A 22,619-nucleotide genomic window follows, 5' to 3' on the forward strand; every position below is an offset into this window, starting at 1 on the left:
GCTACTCGGATGCTCCGTTCGGAGCAACCTTGCTCCAGACCCTGCCCGCAGCGCCCATCACGCTCTCGCCGATGTCGTTGATCGTCTTGATCAGCGGGTCGGCGGAGGTGCTCATGGACTCCTTGTACGACCGGGCGGCGGACTTCACGTCGTCGGTGAGGTTGCTCGTCGGCCTGTCGTCCTCGCGGCGCGGGTACGTGCCGGTCAGGATCTCGCGGTACTCCTCGGTCGCCGACCAGCGCTGCAGCTCCGCCGCCCGCACCACGACCAGCGGGTGCGACCGGTGCTCGGTGTGCAGGAGTTTGAGGAGGCTGTCGCGGATGTCCTCGACCTCCTCGTACTCCTTCGCCTGGGCGAGGAACGACGCGATGTCGACCTGACCGCCGAGGTCGCCCGCGAGCGCGAGGTGCGTGCGCAGCGCGGCCTGCGGGTCCTGGCAGGCGAGCAGGCCCGCCCGGTCGCAGGACAGCTCGGTCTTGCGCTGCCACTCGCGCAGCGCCGCGATGACCGCCCGCATGGCGATCGCGCCCGCGGGCACCCACGCGAACGACGTCGTGAGGTCGATGAGCCGGCGCAGCAGCGTGTTGTAGAGCGCGTGGCCCGACATCACGTGGCCCATCTCGTGACCGATCACGAAGCGCAGCGACTCGTTGTCGAGCAGGTCGACCGAGCCGGTGCTGATCACGATGAACGGCTTGTCGATGCCGTAGGTGTAGGCGTAGGCGCCCGCGCTGCGCTCGACGTAGAGGTCCGGGACCTCGTCGAGGTCGAACGTCGCCGCCACCTCGTTGCGGATGCGGTCGAGCTGCGGGTACTGCTTCGGGCCGACCCGCACGGAGGACGCCACCTGGAGCAGGCGCTCACCACGCTCGGAGAAGGCTCCGGCGACCGCCTTGAGGATCGGTGCCACCGCGGGCACCGCCCTCAGCACCGCGAGGGCGCCTCGGTCGGCAGGATGCTCGTAGGCGCGCGGGCTGATGCCTGGGAAGCGCACGCGCGATGACTGCTCAATATCCCCCGTCACGTCATCCAGGTTAGACACGATCCGGACAAGGGTGCACGGAATCGGCGCAGGACCGTTGCAAACTTGCGCGGTGAGCAGCGACGAAGACACCACCGTTCTGCCGTTGCGGGGCGGCGCATCAGCGACCCTCGTCCGCCGGCGGGCCGCGGCCAACGACCGCGGCGCGATCCTCTACGTGCACGGCTTCGCGGACTACTTCTTCCAGGAGCACGTGGCCGAGCACTACACCGCCCAGGGCTACGACTTCTACGCGGTCGACCTGCGCGGGTACGGCCGGTCGTTGCGCGACGGCGAGGTGCCGAACTACACGACCGACATGGCGGTGTACTTCGAGGAGATCGACGCCGCGATCGCCGTCGTACGCGAAGAACACTCGCGTGTGGTGCTCATGGGGCACTCGACGGGTGGCCTCACCACGTCGTTGTGGGCGCACGAACGCCGTGCCAGCGACCTGATCGACGCCCTGGTGCTCAACAGCCCGTGGCTCGACGTCGTCGAACCGCCGTTCATGCGGCAGGTCGTGAAGCTGATCGGGCGGGTCGCGCCGAAGGCGAAGATCCGCGCGAACCTCGGTGAGGCGTACGGGTCGGCGATCCACAGCTCGCGCAACGGCGAGTGGGACTTCGACCTGAAGTGGAAACCGCTCGCGGGCTTCCCCGTGCTGGCCGGGTGGATCCGCGCGATCCTCGTCGCGCAGGAGAAGGTCCACAACGGCCTCGACGTGCGCGTGCCCGTGCTGGTGCTGCACTCCGACAAGAGCATGCTCAACGCGCGCGAGTGGAGCGAGGACGTCTCCAAGGCCGACGCCGTGCTGGACGTCGAGGGCATGCGGAAGTGGGGGCCGAAGCTCGGCACCTCGGTGAAGGTCGTGGAGATCAAGGCGGGCATGCACGACCTGTTCCTGTCGGCGGAGCCGGTGCGCGCGGCGGCCCTCGCGGAGGTCGACGAGTTCCTCAAAACAGCTTGACCTCGTCATAGGTCGAAGTTCGAGACTGGTCGTCATGAACATCGACTTCAACGCCTGGTACGCGCTCGAAAGCGCGATGCAGGACGAAAAGAGCCGTCGCGTCAGCCGGGCGACGTTGAAGCGTGTCGCCCGGTTCGCCCGCCCGCAGCGGCGGGCCGTCTACGGCCTGCTGGCCATCAGCTCGTTCGCCGCAGTGCTCGCAGTCGCCTCGCCGGTGCTCGCCGGTCGCGTCGTCGACACCATCATCAGCGGTCAGAACTTCGGGCTCGTCGTGTGGCTCGCGCTGGCGATCGCCGGTGTCGCGGTCCTGGAGGCCGGTTTCTCGCTGGCCGAGCGCTGGCAGTCGGCGCGGGTCGGCGAGGACCTGATCCTGCGGCTGCGGCAGGCCGTCTTCGACCACGTGCAGCGGATGCCGATCGCGTTCTTCACCCGCACGCGCACCGGCGCACTGGTGTCGCGGCTGAACAACGACGTGATCGCGGCGCAACGGGCGTTCTCCGAAACGATCTCCGGCGTCGTCACGAACATCATCGCCCTGATCCTGACGCTGGCCGTGATGCTGACGCTGTCGTGGCAGGTCACGGTGCTGGCGATGGTGTTGTTGCCGATCTTCCTGATCCCGGCGCGCCGCATGGGCAAGCGTTTGGCGTCCATGCACCGCGAGGCAGCGAACCTCGACTCCGCGATGACGACCCAGATGACCGAGCGCTTCTCGGCACCGGGTGCGACGTTGATCAAGCTCTTCGGGCGGCCGTCGCTGGAGAGCCTGGAGTTCGGGTCGCGGGCACGGCGGGTGCGCGACATCGGCGTGCGGACCGCGGTGGCGCAGTGGCTGTTCCTGGTGGCCCTGACGCTGGTGTCCTCGCTGGCGTTGGCGCTGGTCTACGGCCTTGGCGGGTACTTCGTGTTCGCCGGGCAGATGGTGCCGGGCACGATCGTGACGCTCGCGCTGCTGCTGACGAGGTTGTACGCGCCGTTGACCGCGTTGGCCGGCGCACGGGTGGACGTGATGACCGCGCTCGTGTCGTTCGAACGAGTCTTCGAGGTGCTGGACCTGCCGCCGCTGATCAAAGAGAAGGACTCCCCGGTGGCCGTTCCCGACGGGCCGGTGTCCGTCGAGTTCTCGGACGTCCGCTTCGCCTACCCGTCGGCGGACAAGGTGTCGCTCGCGTCGCTGGAGGAGGTCGCGTCGCTCGACACGCGCGGCGGCGAGGAGATCCTCGGCGGGGTGTCCTTCGTGGCGGAACCCGGTTCGCTGATCGCACTGGTCGGCGCGTCCGGCGCGGGCAAGTCGACGATCGCCTCGCTGGTGCCCCGGTTGTACGACGCGGACTCCGGAACCGTGCGACTGTCCGGTGTGGACGTTCGCGACCTGTCGTTCGACTCGATCCGCGAGACAGTGGGCATGGTGACGCAGGACGGGCACCTGTTCCACGAGTCGATCGGTGCGAACCTGCGGCTCGCGGCACCTGACGCGTCTGACGAGGAACTGTGGGACGCGCTGGAGCGCGCACGGCTGGCGGACCTGGTGTCGTCGTTGCCGGACCAGTTGGACACCGTGGTGGGCGAACGTGGATACCGGCTGTCCGGCGGTGAGCGCCAACGGCTGACGATCGCGCGGTTGTTGTTGGCCAAGCCACGCGTCGTGATCCTGGACGAGGCCACCGCACACCTGGACTCGCGATCCGAGGCGGCGGTGCAGGAGGCGCTGGTCGAGGCGCTGGCGGGCCGGACGTCTCTGGTGATCGCGCACCGGTTGTCGACGATCAGGGCGGCGAACCAGATCCTCGTCGTCGACCGCGGTCAGGTCGTCGAACGTGGTACGCATGAGTCGTTGCTGGCTCTGGAGGGCCACTACGCCAAGTTGTACCGGACGCAGTTCAGCGAAGAGCCGATCGGAGCGCCGTGACCATCCCGTCGCCGGACAACCTCTACCCGTTGCCGGACATCGCGCGCACGGTGCAGCTCAAGCCGTTGGTGAAGAACCCGCAGATCGAGATCGGCGAATACACCTACTACGACGACCCGCACCACGCTTTGCAGTTCGAGCAACGCAACGTGCTCTACAACTTCGGCGCGGAGAAGCTGGTCATCGGTCGTTACTGCGCTCTGGCCGAGGGGGTGCGGTTCATCATGTCCGGCGCCAACCACAACATGGCGGGCGTGTCCACGTTCCCGTTCACGATCTTCGGCGGCGTGTGGGGAGAGAAGACCCTGGACATCGCGCTGGGAGCGCCCTCTCGCGGGGACACGGTGGTGGGCCACGACGTCTGGATCGGGTACCAGTCGTTGATCATGCCCGGCGTGCGGATCGGGAACGGTGCGATCATCGCGGCGGGGTCCGTGGTCGTGGCGGACGTGCCGGCGTACGGGATCATGGGCGGCAACCCCGCCCGGTTGCTCAGGAAGCGGTACAGCGACGCCGAAATCGAGCTGCTGGAACGGATAGCGTGGTGGGACTGGCCGGTGGAAAAGGTCACCGAGCACATCCGCGTGATCATGTCGGGGACGCCGGCCGAGCTCGCTGAGGCGGCGGGGGTGGCGTGAGACGACGCTGGTTCGTGGTGGGCGCGGTGGCCTTGCTGGCCGCCGCGTCGTTGCCGTTCATCCTGCGCGACGAGCTGGTCGCACCTGTCGTGCCGGACGGCGCCGTGCAGGCGCAGCTGACCGTGGACGGGCCCTTCGAGCGCAGCTGGCCGCTCAACTCCGTCATCGACAAGGACGTCACTCCGGTCGTCAGCGAGCTGAACTCGTTGTCGAGCACGAAGCGCGGTGATGGCTGCTTCGCTGCGATGCGGCCGGGGTACCGGATGCGGTTCGAGTACCCGGACGGTTCGAACCAGACCGTCGTGTTCGACCTGAACTGCGGCAGCGTCCGGCGCGGCGACGTCGCGCGGTACGGGGACGTCACCAAGGCGCTGGACGCGTTCGCCCGCATCTACCGCGCGCAGGGCGGCACCGTCCCGGATCCGCCGTGGGCGTGGTGACCACGAGTGGCGATCGATTCGGTGGCGTCCGAGTGAACTTTCGCGACGGAGCCTTCTGACCGCGCGATCATCAGCACATGGAGTACGACCGCTACTGCGACCTGACCATGCGCGGAGGCACGACCAGCGGCGTCGTGTATCCCCTGGCCGTCGCATCGCTGGCGCGCCACTACGGTTTCAAGCAGATCGGCGGCGCGTCGGCGGGTGCGATCGCCGCGGCGTTCACGGCGGCCGCTGAACGCGGTCGTGCTTCCGGTGGCTTCGAGAGACTCACGAAGCTGATCGACTGGTTCACGTCCGGCAGCGGTGCGGACAGGTGGCGGCTCGCGCAGCTGTTCCAGCCCGCCGAGAAGACCCGTGCGCTGTACCGGATCGTCGTGGCGACCATGCAGAAACGGGAGACCACGGGCCGTAGTGCGATCTCGTGCCTGTTCTTCGCGTTGCTGGGTGCCGTGGGGTTGCGCGCGAAGGCGGTGCTCGCGCTGATGGCGTTGCTGTGGCTGGGCGGACCGGTGCTGTGGTCGGCCTGGCTGGCGCCGAAGTCCTACGCGGGATGGCTCGCGACGCTGGTCGTGCTGCTGGCGATCGCCTGCGTGGTGCTCGTGCTGTGGCCGTTGCGGTCGAGCCTGCCCTGGCCCGCCTGGGTGTTCGCCGCGGTGCCGCTCGTGCTGGGCCTGGCGTTCTCGCGGCACTACGCGACGGCGGCGGTCGTGCTGCTCGTGTGGCTGGTGCTGTCGCTCGCGGCGGTCAGCGCGTTGACCGTCACGTACGGGTATGCCATGCAACGGTTCCTGAAGGACAACGCGCGTTCCATCCACTTCGGACTGGTGCCGGGCACCGGTGACTTCACGCCGTCGTTGCTCGACCGGCTGGCGGGCATGCCGAGGTCGACGGGCGTGCCGCCGCTCGCCGACTGGATCGCCGACCAGCTCGACTCGCTGGCCGGCACCGAGGACGCGCTGACGTTCGGCGACCTGGGCGACATCAACCTCGTGCTGATGACCACCGACCTGTCCGAGGGGCGGCCGTACCGGTTGCCGTTCAAGGAGAGCTGGCAGTACTGCGAGGAGTGCCTCGGCTACGTGCTGCCGCGCCGGGTGGTCGAGCAGATGAACGGCGCTGTCAGCACCGCGAAATGCCCGCAGCACACGCACATGCCGTTGCGGGATCTGCCGGCCGGGGAACAGCTGCCGGTCGTGCTCGCCGTGCGGATGTCGCTGTCGTTCCCCGGCCTGATCGCGGCCGTGCCGTTGTACCGGGACGGCCGCGTGCACTGGTTCTCCGACGGCGGCATCACCAGCAACTTCCCGATCCACTTCTTCGACTCGCTGCTGCCGCGCTGGCCCACGTTCGGCCTGAGCCTCCAGCCCTACCCGAACGGCGACACGGACGAGGTGTGGCTGCCGGAGCAGGACGCGTCGACCTCCGGCACGCGCTACGCCTCTCTGAACACGGTACCGCGCTTCCTGGTGTCCATCTTGGACACTTTCCTGGACTGGCGCGACACCATGCAGTCCGCTCTGCCCGGCTACCGCGGCCGGATCGCACACGTGCGGCAAGCCGAGGACGAGGGCGGCACGAACCTGTTCATGCCACCGGCGACGATCAGGAAGCTCGCGTTGCGCGGGCAGCGTGCCGGCGACCTGCTGCGCGAACGGTTCGAGCAGCAGCAGAACACCGACCGCTACCGCTGGATCCGGCTGCGCATCGCGATGCGGGAGTACCAGGAGCTCGGAGTGCAGGCCGCGGAACGGGACGCGATGTACGAGGAGCTGCTGGAACGCTTCCAGATCCCCGAGGCGCTGCACGAGTGGTTCCGCACTCCCCCGGCCGACGGTGACCCGTTCCGGGCGGAGATCGACGTGGCGCTGGACCACGTGGGCCGGTTGAAGGACGACGGGCCGTTCGACGGGGCGCCGCCCGTGGATCCGGATTTGCGGCTGACGCCACCCGAGTAGCCGGGTCGGGAAAGGGGTGGCGGACCTTTCTCGAAGTTCGACATCATCGGGCCATGTCCGATGATGCGCCAGGGCAGATCCTTCCGGCGGGCTTCGGGTTCCGGCCGTATCGCGGCGACGAAGACCACGGGCCCATGGCCGCGGTGCGGCTGGGGTGCGCTGAACGGGACCGGATCGACGCCCGCTCGGTTGTGGAGGGGCTCCCGACAGCGGCCGAGATCGCCGAAGCTTCTGCCAAGCTGGAGGAACCGTCCAGGAACCAGATCCTGGTGGTGCGCGACGGGAACGTGGTCGGCTACTCGACGATCCGGTGGTGGCAGGAACGGGACGACACGTGGTTGTACCTGCACCGCGGCCACCTCTTGCCCGAACACCGCGGTCAGGGCATCGGCTCAGTCATGCTGAGCTGGGCCGAAGAGCGGATCCGCCGGCTCGTCGAACAGCACGGAACGGCCCGCACCGCAGTGATCGGCGCGAACGCCGCGGCCTGGGAGCAGGACGCCGCGGCGCTGCTGCTCGCAGCCGGCTACCGACGTGTCTTCAGCCTGGTCGAGCTGGAGCTGCGCGATCTCCAGCAGCTGCCAGAGCCGGGAACCGAACTGCCGGCCGGGATCCGGACAGGGCCGATCGGAACGAGCCATCACCATGCCGCCTGGAGCACGGTCGTCAATTCATATGCGAATACCAGTTGGACTCCGAAGTGGACTTTCCAGGAGTTCGTCGACACTGCTGACCCGGCTTGCTGGCGAGCTGCGTGGAACGGGCAGGACCTGGTCGGCGTCGCCCTCTGCTCCATCCGCCGTCACGACCGCGCTGTGGGCGAGGTCGAAGAGTTGAGCGTCCGGGCGGACCACCGGCGCCTGGGAATCGGCCGGGTCCTGCTGCTGGACGGGCTGCGAAGTCTTCGCGAGCACGGTGCGACGACCGCACGACTGTTCACGGGCACGGCAAATCCGCACCGGTCCTACGACCTCTACGAGAGCGTGGGGTTCCGGCGGCAGAACGAGTACGTCCGTTACCGCAAGCCGCTGGATTGATCGACCGGTCATCTCGGCGCCAACGCCTTGACGGTGCGCGCTAACCTGGGTCCATGACGCGATTTAGCCACCCCCGACCTGCGGCGGTGGCGCGCGCCTGAAACCTTCCCGTTGGTCGGGGGACTCCGCACCCCACCCACGACCAAGAAGACGGGAAGTCCCATGTACCGCACCGATGAACTCCTGCACGCCCTGAACGTCCGCGACCTCACCGATCCCGCGCAGGGCCCGCACGCGATGCAGCACCTGATCGCCGACCTCGAAGCAGCCCTCGACCACCCGAGGCAGGTCCGCCACCACCCGCTCGTCCCGGTCGAGCACAACTACGAACACCTCGGTTATCCGGCCGACGCGATCACCCGGGACGCCCGCTACACCAGGTACGTCAGCGAGACGTGCATGTTGCGCAGCCACACCACGGCGATGATTCCGCCCGCGCTCAAGGACGCCACCCCGGACGTGACGTTGCTGTGCCCCGGTCTCGTCTACCGCCGCGACACGGTCGACCGGCTGCACACCGGCACGCCGCACCAGCTCGACGTCTGGCGGATCTCCAACGAGAGAGAAGAACTGAACGACCTGATCGACCGCGTCGTCACGACACTTCTGCCCGGCAGGCGCTACCGCACGATCGACGCGGAGCACCCGTACACCACGCACGGCAAGCAGATCGACGTCGAGCAGGACGGTCAGTGGGTAGAGATCGGTGAGTGCGGGCTGGCGGCGCGGCACGTGTTGAAGCACCACCCGCACGGGCTGGCGATGGGGCTCGGACTGGACCGGATTCTGATGCTGCGCAAGGGAATCCCCGACATCCGCCTGTTGCGCAACGAGGATCCGCGCATCGCGACCCAGATGCTGGACCTCACCGAGTACCGGCCGATCTCACGTCATCCGGCCGCCATCAGGGACATCTCGGTCATGGCGAGCGCGAACGACGACGTCGAGACGCTGGGCGACCGGATCCGTGCGCTCGTGCCGGAGGACGTGGTCGAGGAGATCGAGATCCTGAGCGAAACCAGGACCGAAGACCTGCCCGCGCACGTCCAGAAACGCCTGGAAGCCTTGCCGGGCCAGAAGAACGTGCTCATCCGCGTGACGATGAGGGCGCCGGAGCGCACCCTCACCGACCGCGAGACGAACGAGATCCGCGACCGCCTGCTTCAGGGCTTGCGGGCGACGGCGCCGTAGATGCCCGTGTGGTCCTCGAAGGAGTCCGGGCGCCACTCGTCCACCGTGACGATGCCCGGCTCCAGCAGGTCCAGGCCCTCGAAGAACCTGCTCACCTCGGCGTGCGTGCGGATGGCGAGCTTGTTGTCCGAGTTGCTGTAGATCTGCGCGACCTGCTTGGCCTCCGCGGCCTCCTGCTCGGTGAGGCTGTCCCAGGTGGCGTGGGTGATGGCCAGGTACGAGCCGGACGGGAGGTCCGCCATGTACTCGGCGACCGCGGCGTACGGGTCGTCGGAGTCGGGGACGAAGTGCAGCGCGGCGATGATCAGGACGCCGACGGGGCGGGAGAAGTCGAGCGTCTCGCGGGCGCCTGCCAGCACCGCGGAGGTCGCGCGCAGGTCGGCGAGGATCGCGGTGGCGTTCGGGTTGTCGGCCAGCAGGGCGTTGCTGTGCGAGACGGCGACCGGCTCGTAGTCGACGTAGACCACGCGCGCGGACGGGTTGGCCTGCTGGGCGATCTCGTGGACGTTGCCCACGGTCGGGATGCCGGAGCCCAGGTCGAGGAACTGGTCCACGCCCTCGGCGGAAAGGTGGCGGACGACCCTGCGCAGGAACGAGCGGTTCGCCTGGGCGCTCTGGGCGATGCCAGGGAAGATCTGCTCCACCTGCTTGGCGGCGGCGCGGTCGGCTTCGAAGTTGTGCGAGCCGCCCAGGTAGTAGTCGTACATCCGCGCGACGCTCGGGCGCGTGACGTCGACCGTGGACGGGACCCACTTCAGCTCTTCCATCACGCGCGCATCCTCGCCCGTGCGCACACGAGTGTCCACCGCCACACGCGCGACCCACGATCGTGTTGCAGGTCGGGGGCCGCTCGCTGACAGCGAACACCAGAGGGGAACACCACTACGCTCCAGTTGGTTGAGCGATACAGACTCAACTTTGGAGGATGACGAGATGGGCGAAACCCTGGCCCTGCCGGTACTGCCGCTGGACGACGTCGTGGTGCTCCCCGGCATGGTGGTGCCGATCCGCATCTCCGGTGCAGACGCGAGCGCCGAGGCCCGTGCGGCCGTAGACGCGGCCACGACCGCAGCAAATCATCAAGTGCTGCTCGTCCCGCGGCTGGACGGGAAGTACGCCTCGGTCGGCACACTGGCCGAGATCGAGCAGGTCGGTCGTCTGCCCGGTGGCGAGCGCGCCGCCGTCGTGCGCGGCACCAAGCGCGTGCGCATCGGCACGGGCACCACGGGGCCGGGTGCGGCGCTGTGGGTGAACGCGACGGTCGCGGACGAGTCCGAGATCACCGACCGCACCCGTGAGCTCGCGAAGCAGTACCGCGCGCTCGTCACGAACATCCTGCAGACGCGCGGCGCGTGGCAGATGGTCGACTCGGTGCAGCAGATCAGCGACCCGTCGGCGCTGGCCGACCTCGCCGGTTACGCCTCCTACCTCGACGAGAAGCAGAAGATCTGGCTGCTGGAGACGTCCGACGTCACCACCCGGCTGGAGAAGCTGGTCGAGTGGGGTCAGGCGCACCTGACCGAGCTCGACGTCAACGAGACGATCGCGAAGGACGTCAAGGAAGGCGTCGAGAAGCAGCAGCGGGAGTTCCTGCTGCGCCAGCAGATGGCCGCGATCCGCAAGGAGCTGGCCGAGCTCGACGGCAAGCCCGCCACCGAGCAGGAGGACTACCGGGCGCGCGTCGAGGCCGCCGAACTGCCGGAGAAGGTCCTCAAGGCCGCCCTGGCCGAGGTCGACAAGCTGGAGCGCACTTCCGAGCAGTCGCCTGAGGTCGGCTGGATCCGGACGTGGCTCGACACCGTCCTCGAGATGCCGTGGAACGAGCGGACCGAGGACGCCTACGACATCAAGGCCGCCCGCGAGGTCCTCGACGCGGACCACGCCGGCCTGGACGACGTGAAGCAGCGCATCACCGAGTACCTGGCCGTCCGCAAGCGTCGTGCCGACCGCGGCATGGGTGTCGTCGGCGGACGTCGTTCCGGTGCCGTGCTGGCCCTCGTCGGTCCTCCCGGCGTCGGCAAGACCTCGCTCGGCGAGTCCGTGGCACGCGCGATGGGCCGCAAGTTCGTCCGCGTGGCGCTCGGTGGCGTCCGCGACGAGGCCGAGATCCGCGGTCACCGCCGCACGTACGTCGGTGCGCTGCCGGGCCGGATCGTCCGCGCGATCAGCGAAGCCGGTTCGATGAACCCGGTCGTGCTGCTCGACGAGATCGACAAGGTCGGCTCCGACTACCGCGGCGACCCCACGGCGGCGTTGCTCGAGGTGCTGGACCCGGCGCAGAACCACACGTTCCGCGACCACTACCTGGAGGTCGAGCTCGACCTCTCGGACGTCGTGTTCCTCGCGACCGCGAACGTGCTGGAGTCGATCCCCGCGCCGTTGCTCGACCGCATGGAACTGGTGCAGCTCGACGGCTACACCGAGGACGAGAAGGTCACGATCGCGAGCGACCACCTGCTGCCGCGCCAGGTCGAACGCGCCGGCCTCGCGTCTGAGGACGTCACGTTCGACAAGCCCGCGCTGCACCAGCTGGCGAGCGAGTACACGCGGGAAGCCGGTGTGCGGCAGCTGGAACGGGCCCTCGCGCGCATCCTGCGCAAGGTGACCGCGAAGGTGGCGCTCGGCGAGTCCGAGCTGCCGATCACCGTCGACCAGCCGTCGCTGAAGTCGTACCTGGGAAGCCCGAAGAACACGCCCGAGTCGGCCGAACGCACCTCGGTTCCCGGCGTGGCAACGGGTCTGGCCGTCACGGGCGTCGGCGGTGACGTCCTGTTCATCGAGGCCTCGCTGGCCCCGAAGGACACCGGCTCGACCGGCGTCACGCTGACCGGCCAGCTTGGCGACGTGATGAAGGAGTCCGCGCAGATCGCGTTGTCGTACCTGCGTTCGCACGACGACAAGGCCGCGGCACTGGCCGACCGGGGTGTGCACATCCACGTCCCGGCGGGCGCGGTGCCGAAGGACGGCCCGTCCGCGGGCGTCACGATGACGACGGCGCTCGCGTCCCTGCTGTCCGGCCGCCCGGTGCGCTCGGACGTGGCAATGACGGGCGAGATCTCGTTGACCGGCAGGGTCCTGCCGATCGGCGGCGTGAAGCAGAAGCTGCTCGCCGCGCACCGTGCGGGCATCACGACCGTGCTGCTGCCTCAGCGCAACGAGCCCGATCTGGACGACGTGCCGGAGTCGGTGCGTGAGCAGCTGACCGTGCACTTCGTCTCGGACGTGGCAGAGGTCCTGGAGCACGCGCTCTCGAAGGAGACCGTCGCGACCGTTGCGGCGTAACGGTTCCCGGCAAGACCCCTCGTGGGGGCAGTAGCGGCGACTACTGCCCCCACGAGGCTTTTCGCTGCTAGAGACCGATGTCGATGACGACCCTGTTCGGGTTTGTCAGCGTGAAGACCCGGTGCCACGAGCTGGTGTTGGTGTACCCGACGGCAACGGTGAGCACCGCTTCGAAGTCGCACGTCAGCGCGACCCTGCGGACGTTGTTGAGGTTGGGCGGCGTGAAGTTCCGCGGCCCGGTGTAGGTGGGATTCCCGTTGTCGTCGTGCGCGGCGGCACCGAACATGACCACTTCGAGGATCTCGTTGCTGCCCGGCATGGACACCGGGTTGCCGGACCCGCAGTCCGACACGCCGGAGACCTCGCGGAGCCGGTACTCGGCGGGCAGGCCGGACATGTCCAGCACGATCCGGTTGTAGTCGGTGTGCAGGCCGGTCCGGATGTTCGACAGCGTCGGCGTGGTCTGCGCAGACGCCATCGGGACAAACGTGAAGACCGCGAGCACTGCCAGAAGCAACGCGGCCAAGCGTCTGTTCCTCATCATTGGCCCCCTCTCAGGGCGACTCGATGAAAGAACAGACGCGTGGCGCGCGCCACAGTTGCGTCAGTGGTCGATGTCGACCACGTACCGCAGCGGGCTGGTGAGGTAGTAGGCCCGGTACGTCGGGCTCGCCTTCCCCACCCCGATCGCGATCGACAGGTCAGCCTCGAAGTCGCACGTGAACACCACGCTCTTCACGTTCGGCAGGCCCGGCGTGAGCTTCCGCGACCCGGTGTACGAGTGCCCGTCGGCGGGCGTCAACCGCACCTCCAGGAACTCGACCCCAGGCGCCGAGATCGGCTTGCCCGACCCGCAGCTCACCGGCTCCGAGATCGACTGAACGCTGTCCTGCACCTGCCCACCGGTCAGGTCGAACACGACCCGGTCGAACGTCGCGTGCTGCCCAGTCCGCACGTTGGTGAGCTGCGCGTACTCAGCCGCAGAAGCCGCCGGAACGATGCTCAACGCCACCCCAGCGGCGAGGAGCGCTGCTGCAATCCGCTTCATGCCTTCCCCCTGTTGCCGTACTACCCCAGAAAGTCCTCCAGTGGCACTGGAGTGAGTCCATCTTGCTTGGCCCGGTTCAAGAACGCCGTGAAGTCCTCGACGAACGTCGTCCGGAAGTGCATCAGCACGATGTCCCCGGGCTTGAGCTTGTCCCCCTGCTGGAACTGCACTCGCCCGTCGTTGACCGCGGCCGTCCAGTTGACCAGCGCCTTGAACCCGCAACTGGCAGCAGCCTTGCGCGTGGTCGCGTCGTAGTTGCCGAACGGCGGCCGGAACAACGTGGGCCGCTTGCCGTAGTCCTGAGCCAGGAAGTCGGCGTTGCCACAGATCTCCTGCTTCTGGAACTCGTACGGCTTGCCCAGCAGGTTCGGGTGGTTGGACGTGTGGCTGTGCACGGTGACCGGCAGGGCCTTGAAGTAGTCCTTGTGCCCCTCCGCGTACTTCGTGTTGAGGAACACCGAAGGCCACACCCCGGCCTCGATCATCAGCTCACGAGCCTTCGGATGCTGCACAGCCCCGTCGTCGATCGTGATGAAGACATATGGCTTGTCCGTTGGAATGCGCGTGACGACGGGCACCATCCCGTCCACGACCGCAGGAGCATGAGCCTGCACCGTTCCATACGCATAGGCCGGTTCGAACATCCGCTTCGGCTTCTCAGGCGTGGCAGACGTAGCAGGCGGCGCCGTGGTGAGAACGGGGCCACTGGGCTGCTCATCGGGCGTCTGTCCACATGACACGATCCCGGCAACCAACGCAAACGCAGCAACAAGCCGCAACCTGGACATCGATGAATCCCCCTCCACGCGAAAGACGTCGCGCAGGCACTCATGGTTGCACGGGGATAGGCTCGAACTGATCACGAGACGGAGGAGTTCCGATGAGCCTTGAGCGTCCAGTCGCTCCCGACCCCTACCAGCTGCTCCCGAAGGTGGGCACGTTCACAGTGACGTCCACCGACGTAGAAGACGGCAAGCAGCTCCCGGAAGCCCAGGTCTTCGAGGGCGGCAACACCTCACCCCAACTCTCCTGGTCCGGCCACCCGGCCGAAACCCGGAGCTTCGTGGTCACCTGCTACGACCCGGACGCCCCCACCCCCTCAGGCTTCTGGCACTGGGTGGCCGTGAACATCCCAGCCACCACCACCTCCCTGGACACCGGCGCAGGCGCCTCGGACGCCACCCTGCCAGGCGACGCCTTCCACGTCCGCTCGGACTACAGCACCCGAGCCTTCGGAGGAGCCGCCCCACCGAAGGGCGACCACCCGCACCGCTACTACTTCGTGGTCCACGCAGTGGACGTCGAGAAGCTCGACGTGGACGAGAACGCCTCTCCCGCAGTCGTGAGCTTCAACCTGGCCTTCCACACCCTGGCCAGGGCCATCATCACCCCCACCTACCAGCACTGACGCCCAAGGCCCGTCGTCGTGTTCTGCGCGAGGCCCACAGGCTGGCGATGAACGGCGCATTCGTTCACCTCAGGTGGACGAATGCGCCGTTCATCCACTTCGGCACCGACCGGCCAAGGTCGCCGTAAGCCCCGCGTAACCCCAACCGGGGAACACCACCAGCAACAAGGTGGTTGGATCCACACGTGAGGCACTTCGACCTGGTCATCATCGGCACCGGCTCCGGCAACTCCATCCCGAACGACGCGATGGCAGGCTGGCAGATCGCCATCCTCGAAAAGGGCACCTTCGGCGGCACCTGCCTCAACGTGGGCTGCATCCCCACCAAAATGTTCGTCCACACCGCCGACCAGGCCGCGGCCCCGCAAAACGCCAAAAAACTAGGCGTAGACGCAACGCTGGACGCAGTCCACTGGCCACAAATCCGGGACCGAATCTTCAACCGCATCGACCCGATCGCCGAGGGCGGCCGCAACTGGCGCGCCAACGAAAACCCCAACGTGACCGTCTACGAGGGCACAGCAACGTTCGAAGACGCCCACACGATCAACACGGGCACCGGCGAAACCATCACAGCGGACCGGATCGTCGTAGCAGCAGGCAGCCGCCCCACCATCCCCGACATCGCGGACCTGGACACCACCGGCTACCACACCAGCGACACGATCATGCGCCTCGACGAGCTCCCCGAGAGCCTGATCATCGTCGGCAGCGGTTTCATCGCCTCCGAGTTCGCCCACGTCTTCAGCAGCTTCGGCGTGAAGGTCACCGTGATCGCCCGCTCGAACCTCCTCCTCCGCCACGAGGACCTGGAGATCGCCGAGCGCTTCACCGACGTCGCGAAGCAGAAGTGGGACGTCCGCCTCAACCGCAAGACCACCCGCGCCGAGAAGACCGCGACGGGCGTCAAGCTCCACCTCGAAGGCCCCGAGGGCGCGGAAACCGTTGAGGCGGCCCAGCTCCTCATCGCGACCGGCCGCAAGCCGAACACCGACCTCCTCGACGTGCGCAACGCCGGCATCGAGACCCACGACGACGGCCGGATCAAGGTCGACGAGTACCAGCGCACCAGCCAGCCGCACATCCTCGCGCTGGGCGACATCAGCTCGGACTACCAGCTCAAGCACGTCGCGAACCACGAAGCCAAGGTCGTGCAGCACAACCTGCTGAACCCCGACGACCCGATCAAGAGCGACCACCGGTTCGTGCCCGCCGCGGTGTTCTCCAGCCCGCAGATCGCGAGCGTCGGTCTCACCGAGGAGCAGGCCAAGGAGAAGGGCATCCGGTACGTCACCGCGAGCCAGGCCTACGCCAGCATCGCGTACGGCTGGGCGATGGAGGACACGACCGGTTTCGCGAAGCTGATCGCGGACCCCGCGACCGGGCAGCTGCTCGGCGCGCACATCATCGGGCCGCAGGCGTCGACGGTGATCCAGCCGATCATCCAGGCGATGAGCTTCGGTCTGGACGCGAAATCCATGGCGCGCGGGCAGTACTGGATCCATCCGGCTATGCCAGAGCTCGTGGAAAACGCGCTCCTGAACCTGCCGTTGGACTGAAAGGCCTTGCACGACAGGGACTTCTGACGCTGCCGAAAACCAGAACCACCAACAACGATGCAGCGATGACTGACAGAGTCCTCGTCGCGTACACCTCGAGAATCGCCGCCACCGACGAGATCGCCGAGATCATCGGCACCGAACTCGCGGGCTGCGGGCTGAGTGTCACGGTGCTCTCGGTCGCCGCGGCCGACACGTTGCACGGGTTCGGTGCCGTGATCATGGGTGACGCCGCCACGCGCGACGCGCACCGGTTCGTGCGGCGGCACAAGGTTTCCCTCAAACACACGCCCATGTGGTTGTTCCACCGCGGCACTCCGCCCGTGCCCAACGACGTCACCCGCATGGTGCGCAGGCTCGGCGCAATCGGGCCCGTCAGCTTCGGCGGTGCCGCACCGGACTGGGACCGGGCGAAGGCGTGGGCCCGTTACCTCGCCGACCAGCTCACGGTGCTGCACCGCGGTTTCGCCTCGAACTAGTGCCTGTATCGAAGTCGCCACCAAGCGCCTGCTGTTTGGCGCGAAAAGCACGTTCGGGCCGATAGATGGCCCGAACGTGCTTTTCGCGCCAAAAAACCATGTCTGGTATGTCTGAGTTGCTCTAGTTCGATACAGGCGCTAAGCCTGGATGATGCGGACGTTGTTGCCGGCCGGGTCGCGGAACACGCAGTCCCGCGCACCCCACGGCTGATCGGTCGGCTCCTGCACGACGTCGGCGCCGCTGCCCTGCAGCTTGTCGAACACGGCTTCGAGATCGGGCGTCGACAGCTGGATGTACCCGTACGAGCCGCCTTCGATCATTTCGGCGATCACGGTGCGTTGCACGTCGGTGAGTCCCTCGGCCATGGCCGGCGGTTCGAGCACGACGGACGAACCGGAACCGGCGGGCGCGACCGTGATCCAGCGCATCGCGCCCTGGCCGACGTCGGCGCGGACCTCCCAGCCGAGCAGGTCGCGGTAGAAGGCCAGCGACGCCTCGGGGTCGGTGTGCGGGAGGAACGTGGCGTGAATGGTGATGTCCATGCCGACAACGCTAGGACCAGCGAGAACGCGAAGCTTCTCGATTCCTGACTAGATGTAGCGGGGACGTCCCGCGACCACGCCCAGGCCGGTCAGCGCCGCCAGCAGCACGAGCTGCAGCACCAGCGACACCGACCACGAGCCGGTGGCGTCACGCAACAGACCGAACGCGAACGGGCCAGAAGCCGCGATCAGGTAGCCGAGGCTCTGCGCCATCGCGGACAGACGTGCGGTGTCCGAAGTGGACTTGGTGCGCAGCGACATGATCAGCAGCGCCAGCGGGAACATGCCCATGCCGAACCCGATCAGCACCACCCACAGGCCGGGAGCGACCGCGGGCGCGAGCAGCATCCCGAGCATGCCCGCGAACGACAGCACGCCGAGCGCCAGCACCATCGGCGCCTGGCTGGAGAACCTGGCCGCGATCGGCGGCACGAAGAGGCTGACCGGCACACCGAGCAGCATCGACACCGCGAGCAGCATGCCGGCGGTGTTCCGGTCCACGCCGGAGTCGACGAGCATCGCGGGCAGCCAGCCCATGACGGTGTAGGCGAACAGCGACTGCAGGCCGAAGAACACCGTGATCACCCATGCCAGCGGGCTGCGCACCAGCGACCGCTTCTCCGCCGGCGCGGCCGACCGCACCACGGACGCCGAGGAACCGTGCCGCGCACCGGCGAACCACACGATCACCGCACCGGCCGACAGCAACGCCCACGCACCGACAGCGAGGCGCCACGAGCCGAGGTAGTCCTCCAGCCGTGGAGTCAGCGCAGCAGCAACCGCGGCGCCCGCAGCGAGCGCTCCCGTGTAGACACCGGTGATGAGGCCGACCTTGTCCGGGAAGGAGGCCTTCACCACCACCGGGATGAGCACGTTGGACACCGCGATGCCCGCACACGCGATGAAAGTGCCGCCCAGCACGACCCACGGACCGTCGATCACGCGCAGGACCAGGCCGAGCGTGAGCACCCCCAGGGAAAGTCCGATCGCGCGGGCCATGCCGAGGCGGCGGCCGAGCCACGGCGCCGCGAACGCCGCGAAGCCGAAGCAAAGCGCCGGAACGGCCGTCAACGCGCTGGTCCAAGCGGCCGAAACCCCAAGGGCGGCGCGGACATCGCCGAGCACCGAGGCCAGACTGGTCACCGCAGGGCGGAGATTCGCCGCCGCGAGGGCGACCCCGATCGCGAGCAGCGTGGACCCGACCAGCGGAACGTGACGATTCTTGACGACCAACACCCTGCGACCCGGATCGGTGGCAGTCTGTGCGGAAAGAGTCGTCTGCTGAATCGTCACGGGCACCACTATCGCAGACATGGGATGTTCGGATGAAAGGATGACGCTGTGCCGTTGGCCACTACCCGACGTGCAGGCCTCGTCGACCAGGTGATCGACCAGATGAGGGGTGCGATCACCAGCGGCGAATGGCCCGTCGGGCAGCGCATCCCGCCCGAGCCCGAGCTGGTCACCGCGCTCGGGGTGGGCAGGAACACGGTCCGCGAGGCCGTGCGCGCGCTTTCGCACGCCGGCCTGCTGGAGGTGCGGCAGGGCGACGGCACGTTCGTCCGCGCGACCAGCGAGATCTCCGGCGCGGTCCGCCGCATGTGCGGAACGGAGCTGAAGGAGGTGCTTCAGGTCCGCCGCACCCTCGAGATGGAGGGCGCGCGCCTGGCCGCGAAGCACCGCACGGACGCCGAGCTGGCACGTCTCACTGAGCTGCTGCACAAGCGCGACGCGGCGATGGAGGCCGAGCAGTGGACCGAGGTGATCGAGCACGACACCGCGTTCCACGTGCTGCTCGTCCAGTGCTCGCACAACACGCTTCTGGCGGAGCTGTACCAGGGCTTGACCGAGGCGGTCAAAGCTTCGGTGGCGGCTTCTGTCGACACCAGCCAGCCGGGACGTGACCAGGTGTCGCACACCGGGCTGCTGCACGCGGTCCGCGACGGCGACCAGGAGAAGGCGGCGATCGAGGCCGGCGGGTTCTTCGAGGAGTTGATCGAGAAGTTCTGCTGATCGCGGACGGAAGCTGTCCGCAAGAGCTCATAGCGTGGGGGCCATGGAGATCACGCCGTTCCGCATCGAGGTCCCGCAGGCCGAGGTCGACGACCTCCGCTCGCGCCTGGCCAGGACGCGCTGGCCGGACGAGGACCTGCCGGACGTCGGCTGGTCCTACGGCATCCCGCTGACGTACCTGAGGCCGCTCGCCGAGTACTGGGCCGACGGGTTCGACTGGCGTGCGCAGGAAGCTCGGATCAACTCCTACCCGCAGTTCACGACGGAGATCGGCGGGCAGCGCATCCACTTCCTGCACGTGCGGTCGAAGAACCCGGACGCGCTCCCGCTGCTGCTGATCCACGGCTGGCCCGGCTCGTTCGTCGAGTTCCTGAACGTGATCGAGCCGCTGTCCGAGGACTTCCACCTGGTCATCCCGTCGATCCCCGGCTTCGGCTTCTCCGGGCCGGTGCGCAGGACCGGCTGGAACGTGCTGCGCGTCGCGTGGGCCTTCGCGAAGCTCATGGAGGGCCTGGGCTACGACCGCTACGGCGCGCAGGGCGGCGACTGGGGCTCCGGCATCGCGCAGGAGATCGGCAGGGTCTTCCCCGAGCACGTGGTCGGCGTGCACGTGAACATGCTGCTGACCTTCCGGCCGCAGGGCGTCAACGACCTGACCGCCGACGAGCTCAAGGCGTTGGAGACGCTCGACCACTACCAGAAGGAGCTCTCCGGCTACATGCACGTCCAGCGCACCCGGCCGCGCACGCTCGCCTACGGGCTGACCGACTCACCCGTCGGGCAGCTCGCGTGGATCGTGGAGAAGTTCCACGACTGGACCGACTGCGCGGACGTGCCCGAGGACGCGGTGGACCGCGACCAGATGCTGACCAACGTGTCCGTGTACTGGTTCACCGGCACCGCGGGCTCCTCGGCTCAGCTGTACAAGGAGCAGTCCGCGTCGTGGGGTCAGCAGCAGCCGACGACGGTGCCGACGGGCGTGGCGGTGTTCCCGCACGACGTCGGCACGCCGGTGCGGTCGCTGGCGGACAAGATGATCCCGACGATCGTGCACTGGAGCGAGTTCGACCGCGGCGGTCACTTCGCCGCGATGGAGGAACCGGACCTGCTGGTCCAGGACATCAGGAAGTTCTTCGGGTCACTGTGAACACTCTTTCGAACCGCACTCTCAACCGGACGCTCCTCGCGCGGCAGATGCTGCTGGAGCGCACGGACATGCCGATCGTCGCGGCCGTCGAGCACCTCGGCGGCCTCCAGGCCCAGGCGCCGGTGCCGCCGTACCTCGCGCTGTGGACACGGCTGCGCTCGTTCGACTTCGGCGCGCTGAGCGAGCTGATCATCGATCGCTCGCTGGTGCGCATGACGTTGTGGCGCGGCACGTTGCACCTGATCTCGGCCGACGACGTGTACCTGATGCGCACGGCGTTGCAGCCGGAGCTCGACAAGTGGGCGAAGAACGTCGTGCCGCCGGCCACCCGCGTCGAGACCGACTTCGAGAAGCTGGCTCGGATCACGCGCGAGTTCGTCCACTCAGAACCGCGCACGGTCGCGGAGATCGGCGCGCACCTGCAGGAGCACTTCCCCGGGCCGACGGCCCGCGAGCTGTCGACGCAGGCGCAGATGCTGGTGCCGATGGTCCAGGTGCCGCCGCGCGGGATCTGGGGCGTGGGAGGAGTTCCGCAGAACGTCGCGATGGCCACGTGGCTCGGCCGCGATCTGCCGTCCGAGGCCGCCGTGCCGGAGCTGATCACGCGGTACCTGCGGGCGTTCGGGCCGTCGACGATCGCGGACGTGCAGGCCTGGTCGCGGATGACCGGGCTGAAGGCGCACGCGGCGCGCATGGATCTCGTCCAGTACCGGAACTCCGACGGCAAGGTGCTGTTCGACGTGCCGGACGGCGTGCTCGTGCCGGAGGACACCCCGGCGCCCGCGCGGCTGCTGCCCTCGTTCGACAACGTGCTGCTGGGCCACGCGGACCGGTCGCGGATCATGAACGAGGACGCGCGGTCGCGGTGGGGCGCGGTGCGCAACGGCGTGTTCCCCCCGACGTTCCTCGTGGACGGGTACCTGCACGGCACGTGGAACGTCGTGGAGACCAAGGACACCGCGACGCTCACGATCGAGCCCTACTTCCAGACCGCGGCGAAGGACCTCAAGGCCGTGGTCAGCGAGGCCAAGGCGCTGCTGACGGCCATGGCGCCCGGCAAGGCGCACGTGGTCGTCGCCCCTTAGACGGCGACCTGCTCGATCACCTCCAACGCGGCCTTGATCGCCGGGCGGCGCGAGGCCTGCGTTCGCCACACCGCGTACAACCGCCGCGTGGGCGTGGGCCGCAACGGGATGGCGTGGACGTTGCCCGGCACCTCTCCCCTGCCCAGGCGCGGGATCAGGGCCACCCCGATCCCCTTGGCCAGCAACGCCATCTGCGTCCGGTACTCGCTGATCCGGTACGCCACAACGGGTTCGATGCCCGCGCCGTGGAACGTCCGCTCCAGCCAGTCGAAGCAGATCGACCCCTCCGTCTGGCAGATCCACCGCTCACCGGCGAGGTCGGCGGGTTCGAGGAACTCCCTGTCCGACAACGGGTTCGTGACCGGGACCATCACCTCGGCGACGTCGTCACCGATGTAGCTGCGGGACAGCGACTGCGGCACGGGAAGTGGCGTGTTCGCCCAGTCGTGCACGATCGCCAGGTCGAGCTCGCCGCGTGCGACGGCCTCGGTGGCGTGCGGCGGGTCGATCTCCGTGAGCCGCACGTCGAGGGCCGGGTGCTGCTCACCCAGTCCCACGAGGACGTCGGGCAGCAGACCGCGCGCGGCGGTGGCGAACGAGCCGATGCACAGGCGGCCGATCGCGGCGCCGCGCTGTTCCTCCAGCGCGACCTCGGCCTCCTCGACCAGCTTGAGGACCTGGCCCGCGGTGTCGGCGAGCAGGCGGGCGGCGTCGGTGAGGCGGACGCCCCTGCCGTTGCGTTCCAGCAGCGTGGTGCGGGTTTCGCGTTCGAGCTTGGCGATCTGCTGCGAGACCGCGGAGGGCGTGTAGCCGAGCACGTCCGCCGCGGCGCCGACCGTGCCGTGCACGGCGATGGCGTGCAGCGCCTTCAGCCTTCCCAGATCGAGCATG

22 protein-coding genes are annotated in these 22,619 nt (G+C 68.2%); 14 read left to right on the forward strand and 8 right to left on the reverse strand.

Going from position 1 to position 22,619, the window contains the following annotated elements:
• Position 1 precedes the first annotated feature (1 nt).
• Positions 2-1,024 (reverse strand): M48 family metallopeptidase, encoded by a 1,023-nt coding sequence (locus ACFOWZ_RS18775; RefSeq protein WP_030472833.1) that lies wholly within the window; start codon positions 1,022-1,024, stop codon positions 2-4.
• Between the two features lie 70 nt (positions 1,025-1,094).
• Between ACFOWZ_RS18775 and ACFOWZ_RS18780 the strand changes: the two genes are divergently transcribed.
• From ACFOWZ_RS18780 to srmL, 7 genes are all read left to right on the forward strand, one after another.
• On the forward strand, positions 1,095-1,991 hold the full coding sequence (locus ACFOWZ_RS18780) for an alpha/beta hydrolase (protein WP_382374147.1): 897 nt from the start codon (positions 1,095-1,097) through the stop codon (positions 1,989-1,991).
• A gap of 34 nt (positions 1,992-2,025) precedes the next feature.
• Positions 2,026-3,900, forward strand: a complete 1,875-nt coding sequence (locus ACFOWZ_RS18785; RefSeq protein WP_382374149.1) for an ABC transporter ATP-binding protein — start codon at positions 2,026-2,028, stop codon at positions 3,898-3,900.
• Positions 3,897-4,538, forward strand: coding sequence for a CatB-related O-acetyltransferase (locus tag ACFOWZ_RS18790; RefSeq protein ID WP_382374151.1), 642 nt, complete (start codon positions 3,897-3,899; stop codon positions 4,536-4,538). The genes ACFOWZ_RS18785 and ACFOWZ_RS18790 overlap by 4 nt, the downstream gene beginning before the upstream one ends.
• A complete protein-coding gene (locus tag ACFOWZ_RS18795) occupies positions 4,535-4,978 on the forward strand; it encodes a hypothetical protein (protein ID WP_382374153.1) in 444 nt (147 codons plus the stop codon). The genes ACFOWZ_RS18790 and ACFOWZ_RS18795 overlap by 4 nt, the downstream gene beginning before the upstream one ends.
• Positions 4,979-5,055: 77 nt before the next feature.
• Positions 5,056-6,936: a patatin gene (locus tag ACFOWZ_RS18800; RefSeq protein ID WP_382374155.1), complete on the forward strand. Its 1,881-nt coding sequence runs from the start codon at positions 5,056-5,058 to the stop codon at positions 6,934-6,936.
• Positions 6,937-6,989: 53 nt separating this feature from the next.
• Entirely contained in the window at positions 6,990-7,973 is a 984-nt protein-coding gene (locus tag ACFOWZ_RS18805; RefSeq protein WP_382374157.1) for a GNAT family N-acetyltransferase, read from the forward strand.
• Between the two features lie 162 nt (positions 7,974-8,135).
• A complete protein-coding gene (srmL, locus tag ACFOWZ_RS18810) occupies positions 8,136-9,164 on the forward strand; it encodes a PheS-related mystery ligase SrmL (protein WP_382374159.1) in 1,029 nt (342 codons plus the stop codon).
• Here the strand turns inward: srmL and ACFOWZ_RS18815 are convergent.
• Entirely contained in the window at positions 9,137-9,931 is a 795-nt protein-coding gene (locus ACFOWZ_RS18815; protein ID WP_382375080.1) for an SAM-dependent methyltransferase, read from the reverse strand. The genes srmL and ACFOWZ_RS18815 overlap by 28 nt on opposite strands.
• Before the next feature lie 166 nt (positions 9,932-10,097).
• Between ACFOWZ_RS18815 and lon the strand changes: the two genes are divergently transcribed.
• Positions 10,098-12,446 (forward strand): endopeptidase La, encoded by a 2,349-nt coding sequence (gene lon, locus ACFOWZ_RS18820; RefSeq protein WP_382374161.1) that lies wholly within the window; start codon positions 10,098-10,100, stop codon positions 12,444-12,446.
• A gap of 67 nt (positions 12,447-12,513) precedes the next feature.
• Here lon and ACFOWZ_RS18825 read toward each other — a convergent pair whose 3' ends face one another.
• From ACFOWZ_RS18825 to ACFOWZ_RS18835, 3 genes are all read right to left on the reverse strand, one after another.
• Positions 12,514-12,924 carry an AMIN-like domain-containing (lipo)protein gene (locus tag ACFOWZ_RS18825; RefSeq protein WP_382374163.1) on the reverse strand — a complete coding sequence of 137 codons (411 nt, stop codon included), beginning with the start codon at positions 12,922-12,924 and terminating at the stop codon, positions 12,514-12,516.
• Between the two features lie 126 nt (positions 12,925-13,050).
• The gene (locus ACFOWZ_RS18830; RefSeq protein WP_382374165.1) at positions 13,051-13,494 is read right to left on the reverse strand and encodes an AMIN-like domain-containing (lipo)protein; all 444 of its coding nucleotides are present in this window, start codon (positions 13,492-13,494) and stop codon (positions 13,051-13,053) included.
• A 20-nt stretch (positions 13,495-13,514) separates the two neighbouring features.
• Entirely contained in the window at positions 13,515-14,075 is a 561-nt protein-coding gene (locus ACFOWZ_RS18835; RefSeq protein WP_382375082.1) for a polysaccharide deacetylase family protein, read from the reverse strand.
• A 299-nt stretch (positions 14,076-14,374) separates the two neighbouring features.
• Here ACFOWZ_RS18835 and ACFOWZ_RS18840 point away from each other — a divergent pair, with 299 nt between their 5' ends.
• From ACFOWZ_RS18840 to ACFOWZ_RS18850, 3 genes are all read left to right on the forward strand, one after another.
• Positions 14,375-14,902: a YbhB/YbcL family Raf kinase inhibitor-like protein gene (locus ACFOWZ_RS18840; protein WP_382374167.1), complete on the forward strand. Its 528-nt coding sequence runs from the start codon at positions 14,375-14,377 to the stop codon at positions 14,900-14,902.
• A gap of 185 nt (positions 14,903-15,087) precedes the next feature.
• Entirely contained in the window at positions 15,088-16,461 is a 1,374-nt protein-coding gene (locus tag ACFOWZ_RS18845) for a mycothione reductase (protein ID WP_382374169.1), read from the forward strand.
• Positions 16,462-16,526: 65 nt separating this feature from the next.
• Positions 16,527-16,940, forward strand: coding sequence for a hypothetical protein (locus ACFOWZ_RS18850; RefSeq protein WP_382374171.1), 414 nt, complete (start codon positions 16,527-16,529; stop codon positions 16,938-16,940).
• Positions 16,941-17,078: 138 nt separating this feature from the next.
• Here ACFOWZ_RS18850 and ACFOWZ_RS18855 read toward each other — a convergent pair whose 3' ends face one another.
• Positions 17,079-17,483 (reverse strand): VOC family protein, encoded by a 405-nt coding sequence (locus ACFOWZ_RS18855; protein ID WP_382374173.1) that lies wholly within the window; start codon positions 17,481-17,483, stop codon positions 17,079-17,081.
• A gap of 48 nt (positions 17,484-17,531) precedes the next feature.
• A complete protein-coding gene (locus tag ACFOWZ_RS18860) occupies positions 17,532-18,776 on the reverse strand; it encodes a CynX/NimT family MFS transporter (RefSeq protein ID WP_382374175.1) in 1,245 nt (414 codons plus the stop codon).
• A 48-nt stretch (positions 18,777-18,824) separates the two neighbouring features.
• Here ACFOWZ_RS18860 and ACFOWZ_RS18865 point away from each other — a divergent pair, with 48 nt between their 5' ends.
• The 3 genes from ACFOWZ_RS18865 to ACFOWZ_RS18875 are packed head-to-tail and all read left to right on the forward strand — an operon-like array spanning position 18,825 to position 21,728.
• On the forward strand, positions 18,825-19,496 hold the full coding sequence (locus ACFOWZ_RS18865) for a FadR/GntR family transcriptional regulator (protein ID WP_382374177.1): 672 nt from the start codon (positions 18,825-18,827) through the stop codon (positions 19,494-19,496).
• A gap of 43 nt (positions 19,497-19,539) precedes the next feature.
• A complete protein-coding gene (locus ACFOWZ_RS18870) occupies positions 19,540-20,643 on the forward strand; it encodes an epoxide hydrolase family protein (protein ID WP_382374179.1) in 1,104 nt (367 codons plus the stop codon).
• Positions 20,640-21,728: a winged helix DNA-binding domain-containing protein gene (locus tag ACFOWZ_RS18875; protein ID WP_382374181.1), complete on the forward strand. Its 1,089-nt coding sequence runs from the start codon at positions 20,640-20,642 to the stop codon at positions 21,726-21,728. Before ACFOWZ_RS18870 ends, ACFOWZ_RS18875 begins: the two co-directional genes overlap by 4 nt.
• Here ACFOWZ_RS18875 and ACFOWZ_RS18880 read toward each other — a convergent pair.
• On the reverse strand, positions 21,725-22,618 hold the full coding sequence (locus ACFOWZ_RS18880; protein WP_382374183.1) for a LysR family transcriptional regulator: 894 nt from the start codon (positions 22,616-22,618) through the stop codon (positions 21,725-21,727). The genes ACFOWZ_RS18875 and ACFOWZ_RS18880 overlap by 4 nt on opposite strands.
• Position 22,619 lies beyond the last annotated feature (1 nt).

This window comes from Lentzea rhizosphaerae (assembly GCF_042649515.1).
Classification (GTDB): Bacteria; Actinomycetota; Actinomycetes; order Mycobacteriales; family Pseudonocardiaceae; genus Lentzea; species Lentzea aerocolonigenes.